6 protein-coding genes and 1 pseudogene are annotated in these 6,675 nt (G+C 63.2%); all 7 read left to right on the forward strand.

Translation table 11 applies throughout. The features are described 5' to 3' along the window. Window positions 1-52 precede the first annotated feature (52 nt). Window positions 53-337 (forward strand): hypothetical protein, encoded by a 285-nt coding sequence (locus tag JHD07_RS28810; RefSeq protein WP_366865382.1) that lies wholly within the window; start codon window positions 53-55, stop codon window positions 335-337. 214 nt (window positions 338-551) lie between these two features. Beyond that, entirely contained in the window at window positions 552-1,784 is a 1,233-nt protein-coding gene (locus tag JHD07_RS28815) for a branched-chain amino acid ABC transporter substrate-binding protein (RefSeq protein ID WP_291628342.1), read from the forward strand. A 115-nt stretch (window positions 1,785-1,899) separates the two neighbouring features. Beyond that, complete coding sequence (locus tag JHD07_RS28820) at window positions 1,900-2,847, forward strand: branched-chain amino acid ABC transporter permease (protein WP_291628343.1); 948 nt, start codon at window positions 1,900-1,902, stop codon at window positions 2,845-2,847. 8 nt (window positions 2,848-2,855) lie between these two features. Then, the gene (locus JHD07_RS28825) at window positions 2,856-4,148 is read left to right on the forward strand and encodes a branched-chain amino acid ABC transporter permease (RefSeq protein ID WP_291628348.1); all 1,293 of its coding nucleotides are present in this window, start codon (window positions 2,856-2,858) and stop codon (window positions 4,146-4,148) included. After that, window positions 4,145-4,894: an ABC transporter ATP-binding protein gene (locus JHD07_RS28830; protein ID WP_291628344.1), complete on the forward strand. Its 750-nt coding sequence runs from the start codon at window positions 4,145-4,147 to the stop codon at window positions 4,892-4,894. Before JHD07_RS28825 ends, JHD07_RS28830 begins: the two co-directional genes overlap by 4 nt. Next, window positions 4,894-5,589, forward strand: coding sequence for an ABC transporter ATP-binding protein (locus JHD07_RS28835; protein ID WP_025035147.1), 696 nt, complete (start codon window positions 4,894-4,896; stop codon window positions 5,587-5,589). Before JHD07_RS28830 ends, JHD07_RS28835 begins: the two co-directional genes overlap by 1 nt. Before the next feature lie 579 nt (window positions 5,590-6,168). Next, window positions 6,169-6,675 (forward strand): annotated as a pseudogene (locus JHD07_RS28840) (two-component sensor histidine kinase); the annotation flags it as partial.

Below are 6,675 nucleotides of genomic sequence, written 5' to 3' on the forward strand. Positions count from 1 at the left end.
TCACAACATCAACTATCTCAACGCCGTTGACCGGAAGCACTATGTCAGGCAGGTGCTGGCAACGATCCAGCAGGACCAGAGAAACCATCAGCGTTGGATCGACGAGGGATGCTTGCGCAGCGTGGACACTTACTTCGCCGAGCGCGTTCTGACCGGAATGGGCCATTGGTACCCGATCTGGTTCAGGGCCGAGCGGAGGTGGTCTCCCATGCAGATTGCCGATCATTTTTCGTGGTTGTTCCTCGCAGGTCTCAAGCCGCGTCGGAGGGGCCTTGAAGCGGTCGGTCCGAGGCCTCGGCCGCGCTCTGCACTTGCTTCCCCATCCGGAGTGGTGTGAACCGCGGAATGAGCGCAGCTTGGTCAAAAAAAGTTGCCTGTGAATTCAATATTCCACATGGCGCGCGGCAATCTTCATGTTTAAGCCGCAATTATTTCTTGCACCAAAACTTTACACAGTATTCAATGTTGGAGTAGCGAGAGGTGGCGCGACCGACGTTGCGAGTCAGCTTCGATCGCCAAGGAACAAGAACACACAAAGGGAGAAGGCAAGGATGCAAAAGCTCGTAATTGCTGCGACGGCAGCGCTGACGATGGTCGCAGGAGCAGCATTCGCGCAGGAGACCATCAAGTTCGGCTACATCGATCCGCTGTCCGGCGGCGGCGCCAGCGTCGGCGAAGGCGGCTTGAAGACGTTCCAGTATCTGGCTGACGAGATCAACGCCAAGGGCGGTATCTTGGGACGCAAGATCGAGGTCCTGCCCCTCGACAACAAGACCAACCCGCAGGAAAGCCTGGTGCAGGCGCAGAAGGCGATCGACGCCGGCGCCCGTTACATCACGCAAGGCAACGGCTCGTCGGTCGCCGCGGCGCTGTCCGATTTCGTCACCAAGAACAACACGCGCAATCCCGGCAAGGAAGTGCTCTACTTCAACTACGCCGCCGTCGATCCGAGCCTGACCAACGAGAAGTGCAGCTACTGGCATTTCCGCTGGGATGCCAGCTCCGACATCAAGATGGAGGCGCTCACCAGCTATATGAAAGATATCCCTGCGATCAAGAAGGTGTATTTGATCAACCAGGATTACTCCTTCGGCCAGTCGGTGCGGGCCGACGCGCGCAAGATGCTGGGCGCCAAGCGGCCGGACATCCAGATCGTCGGCGACGAATTGCATCCGCTGCTGAAGATCACCGACTTCTCGCCTTACGTCGCCAAGATCAAGGCTTCGGGCGCCGATAGCGTCGTCACCGGCAATTGGGGCCAGGACATCGCACTGCTGCTCAAGGCTGCTGCGGACGCCGGCCTGAAGGTCAACTGGTACACCTACTATGCCGGCGGCGCCGGCGGCCCGACCGCGATCAAGCAGACCGGTCTCGACCATCAGGTGTTCCAGATCACCGAGGGCTTTGCCAATTCCGGCCACCAGCCGGCGATGGACTTCGAAAAGGCCTTCCGTGCCAAGGTCAACATGTCGCTGTGGTATCCGCGCGCGGTCAACGAGATGCGCATGTTCAAGGCCGCGGCCGAGAAGGCCAACTCGCTCGACCCCGTGAAGGTCGCCGCAGCCCTCGAGGACCTCAAGTTCGAGGTGCTGGACGGCGGCGAGGGTGTCATGCGCAAGGACGATCACCAGTTCTTCCAGCCGATCTACATCTCCTCCTTCGGCAAGCTCGCTGCAAACGAGCCGTTCGACGAGGAAGGCACCGGCTGGGGATGGCACCTGGTTTCCAAGGTCGACACCTCCAAGACGATGGTTCCCACGACCTGCAAGATGACCCGGCCGTAAGCCGGACCAGCTTCGCCTTCCCGCTAGCCGGCAGCGGCTTGCGGGAAGGTTGCTGTTTGGGTGCGACCGAAGAGTTTGCCGAGGCCTTTACGTCCCGGCCAGAGGTACGAATACTGTGCTTGAACTGATCGTGATATCGACGCTGAACGGCCTGCTGTTCGGCATGCTGCTGTTCCTGCTGTCGAGTGGCCTGACCGTCATCTTCAGCATGATGGGCGTGCTCAATTTCGCCCATGCCAGCTTCTACATGCTCGGCGCCTTCTTCGGCTACCAGCTCACCAAATGGATCGGCTTCTGGCCGGCGCTGCTGCTGGCACCGCTGCTGGTCGGCGCGATCGGCATGGCGGTCGAGCGCTACGGCCTGCGCAATACGCACAAGCACGGCCATGTGGCGGAACTGCTCCTGACCTTCGGTCTTGCGTTCGCGATCGAGGAAATCGTAGCGATGATGTGGGGCAGGAGCCCCGTCGACTACCGCGTGCCGGCGCTGCTCGACTTTCCCGCCTTCACGATCTTTTCGACCAATTATCCCGCCTACAAGATCTTCATGCTGGCCGTGTCGATCCTGATCTTCATCGTGCTGCTGACGGTGCTCAAGCGCACGCGGGTCGGCCTGATCGTTCAGGCCGCGCTGACGCATCCCCACATGGTCGGGCATCTCGGCCACAATGTCGGTCGCATCTTCATGCTGGTGTTCGGCGTCGGCAGCGCGCTGGCGGGAATTGCCGGCGTGATCGCAGGTCCCGCGCTGGTGACGCAGTCCGACATGGCCGCGGCACTGGGACCGATCCTGTTCGTGGTCATCGTGTTCGGCGGCCTCGGCTCCTTGCCGGGCGCCTTCATCGCCTCGCTGGTGATCGGCCTGATACAGACCTTCGCGGTGGCGCTGAACGGTTCGCTGGCGAGCGCCTTCGGTCCGCTCGATCCGTCGGCGGGGCCGTCCGTGCTCACCGACATCTGGAACGTCACCATCGCCCAGGTGGCGCCGATCGTGCCCTATCTGCTGCTGGTGATCATTCTGATCGTACGCCCCATGGGCCTGATGGGGACGCGCGAGACATGAACGCCAAGATGACATCGACACCGACGTCGAAGATCGTGGACACCACAGTCGGCGACGGCCTGCGCTTCTACGGCATATGGCTGGCCGGCATCGCCGTGCTGATCGTGCTGCCGCTGATCTTCTCCTCCGGCGGCTCGCTGACGTCCTTCAGCCTGATCGGCATCGCGATCGTGTTCGCGCTGTCCTACAACATCCTGCTCGGCCAGACTGGCCTCCTGTCGTTCGGCCATGCGGTGCATTACGGCCTCGGCGGCTTTGCAGCGTGCCACATGATGAACGCGGTGGTCTCGCACGGCTGGCCGATCCCGCTGCCGTTCATCCCGCTGTTCGGCGGGCTCGGCGGCCTCGCTTTCGCGCTCGTCATCGGCTGGGTGATGACCAAGCGGGCCGGCACCGTGTTCTCGATGATCTCGCTCGGCATTGCCGAGCTGGTGGCGTCCTCCTCGCTGATCCTGCGTTCGGTGTTCGGGGGCGAGTCCGGGATATCGACCGATCGCACGTCCTTGCCGAAAATCCTCGGCTTGAGCTTCGGCCCGCAGCTTCAGGTCTATTATCTCATCGCGTTCTGGCTGGTCATCTCCGCCATCGCGATGTATGCGCTGACCCGGACCCCGCTGGGGCGGATCAGCAATGCGGTGCGGGACAACCCCGAGCGCGTCCAGTTCATCGGCTACGACCCGCACGTGGTCCGCTACATCGCCTTCTGTTTTGCCGGCTTCTTCGCCGGCGTGGCGGGGGGCCTGGCCGCGATCAACTTCGAGATCGCCAACGCCGCCTATCTCGGCGCGATCCAATCCGGCCTCGTGCTGTTCTCGACCTTCATCGGTGGCGTCGCCTTTTTCTTCGGACCCATCCTGGGTGCAATCCTCGTGACCTATCTTCAGCTCGGGCTGACCAGCGTCACCGGCGTGTGGCAGCTCTATTTCGGCATCATCTTCATCGGCATCGTGATGCTGTCCCCCGGCGGCATCGCCGGGCTCATCATGATGCACCGGCCGCTGGTGCGCGCCGGAACTCTGCCGACGGTGATCCCCTCCTATTTGCTCGCGGCGGTGCCGACCTTGGCACTCGCTTGCGGCGTGATCCTGACGATCGAATCGATCGCGCGCACGCATAGCGGTCAGGGCAGCCCGATCAACCTGTTCGGCGTGGCCTTCAGCCCGGCGTCGCCGGTGACGTGGGCGAGTGCGGCGATCCTCGTCGCGGGCGGCTTCTTCGTCGCGCGCCTGAGCTGGCGGCGGGTTGGCGAGGCATGGGACCGCGCGACGACGATCGCGCGCGACCGGGGGTATCTGGCATGACGGCGGCGATCGAAGTCCGCGCTGTCGAAAAGCGCTTTGGCAATGTCGGCATCATCCGCGATCTCAATCTCAGCGTCGCGCAAGGTGAGCGTCACGCCATCATCGGTCCGAACGGGGCCGGCAAGTCGACGACGTTTAATCTCATCAGCGGCCATATCAAGCCGACCTCGGGCGAGGTGAGGCTGAACGGCGATGTGATCTCCGGCCTCAGGCCGTTCGAGATCAATCGGCGCGGCCTGTCGCGGTCGTTCCAGGTCACCAACGTGTTCGCGCGCATGTCGGTCTGGGAGAACGTCCGCTGTGCCGTGCTGTGGGCGACGGGGCACCGTTACGCCTTCTGGAAGAACGTCGACAGCCTGTCGGAGGTGCGCGAGCGCACGGCGCAGATCCTGGACGATATCCATCTGACGCATCGGCGCGATGTTCCGGCCGGGTTGCTGACTTACGCCGAGCAGCGCGAGCTCGAGATCGGCATCACCATCGCCGGCGGTGCGACCGTCGTGATGCTGGACGAACCGACGGCGGGCATGAGCCACGCCGAGACCGAGCGCGCGGTGTCGCTGATCCGGCGCCTGACCGAGGGCAAGACCCTGGTCATCGTCGAGCACGACATGAGCGTCGTGTTTGGCCTCGCCGACCGGATTTCCGTGCTGGTCTACGGCCACATCATCGCGTCCGGCACGCCGGAGGAGATCCGGCGCGACCCGAAAGTCAAGGAAGCCTATCTCGGCGAGGAGGCGCACTGATGCTCGAGGTCAGGGACCTGCACGCCTATTACGGCAAGAGCCACATTCTCCAGGGCGTCGATCTCGACGTTGCCGCAGGCGAGGTCGTCAGCCTGCTCGGCCGCAACGGCGTCGGACGCTCGACCACGGTCAAGGCGATCATGGGCGAGGTTGCGCCGCAAGGCACGATCCGCTTCAAGGGCAAGGACATCGCCGGGCTGCCGAGCTACCGGATCGCGCGCCTCGGTCTCGGCTATGTGCCCGAGCATCGCGACATCTTTCCGGGTTTGACGGTCCGCCAGAACCTGCTCCTCGGCATCAAGGACACGCGGCGCCCCGGCAAATGGCAGCTTCAGGACATGCTCGACATGTTTCCGAACCTGGCCGCGCGGGCGGATACGGCTGCAGGGGTGCTGTCGGGCGGCGAGAAGCAGATGCTCACGACGTGCCGGACCCTGATGGGCGATCCCGATCTCATCATGATCGACGAGCCGACCGAAGGTCTGGCGCCGTTGATCGTGCAGCAGGTCGGCGATCTCATCGCCCGCATCGCGCAGGCGGGCGTTGCGATCCTGCTCGTCGAGCAGAAGCTGTCGATTGCGATGAAGATCTCCAACCGCGTCTACGTCATGGGCCACGGTCGTGTGGTCTTCGAAGGTACGCCCGAGCAACTGAGATCGAACAGCGACGTTCGCGCGCAATGGCTGGAAGTGTGAGGGGGCGCGCCCGGCATTGCCAGGGCAATCGCATATGGGAGTGATCTCCCCTGTGGCCATCGTTCGAGACGCCCGCCGTTGGCGGGCCCTCAGGATGAGGAGCGTATGCATTGCGCCAGTTTCAACGGTCACCGGTGCCGCTTAGCCTCACCCTGAGGGACCGCGAAGCGGTCGTCTCGAAGGGCGAGGCGCGCGCTAGCTCGCGCAAAGGCCCATATGCAATTGCCCTGCCGGTATTGCGCATTCCATTGTCGGACGCAGATCCGGGTTCTCGAAACGAGTACTGATACGTTCCGGTGAAGGCCGACCCTGGAGCGGATTGGCTCCTTCCCGGCCAGCCAAGCTTCCCCTGGTGTCCGCATGGGCGCCAGCTTGCGGGGATTTAACTTGGTTCGGATTGAATGCCCCCTTAACGTTCCACGTCCGCTTGTCACCTGCCGTCACGGATGCTTTGCGTGCCAGTCGCTCCCAAGGGAGCTGTGCGCAGATTCGACGATGTATGAAGCTATGTTGTTGCAAACAAAGCGAAATACCACTCTTGTGATGGCGGACGCGGTATTGAAACTGGACACATGATCCGTGACGGCATTCGGTAAACTCTTCCGCACCACGGCGTTCCGGCTGACGCTGGTCTATCTGCTGCTGTTCGCGATGTTCGCGGCCTCGCTGCTGGCCTATTTCGCCTGGAATACGCGGCGGCTGATCACCGAGGAGATCACGCAGACCGTCAATGCCGAGACGTCGGAGATCAGCGAGATCTACGGCCGCCGCGGCTTGCGCGGCCTCGTGCTCGCGATCGAATACCGTGCGCTGCGGCCGGGCGCCAATCTCTATCTGGTCACGACGCCGACCGGGCAGGCGATTGCCGGCAATGTCGGCTCGCTCGCGCCCGGCGTGATGGCGACGCGCGGCTGGTCCGAGACGGCCTACCGCCGCCTCGAGGACGCCGACGATCGCGACCATCGTGCGCTGGTACGCGTTACCGAACTCGAGAACGGCTTCCGGCTTCTGATCGGCCGCGACCTCGCCGAACGGCGGCGTCTGTTCGGCATCGTCGCCAAGGCGGCGCAATTCTCTGTGCTGATC

The sequence above is a fragment of the Bradyrhizobium sp. genome (assembly GCF_016462955.1).
Classification (GTDB): Bacteria; Pseudomonadota; Alphaproteobacteria; order Rhizobiales; family Xanthobacteraceae; genus Bradyrhizobium.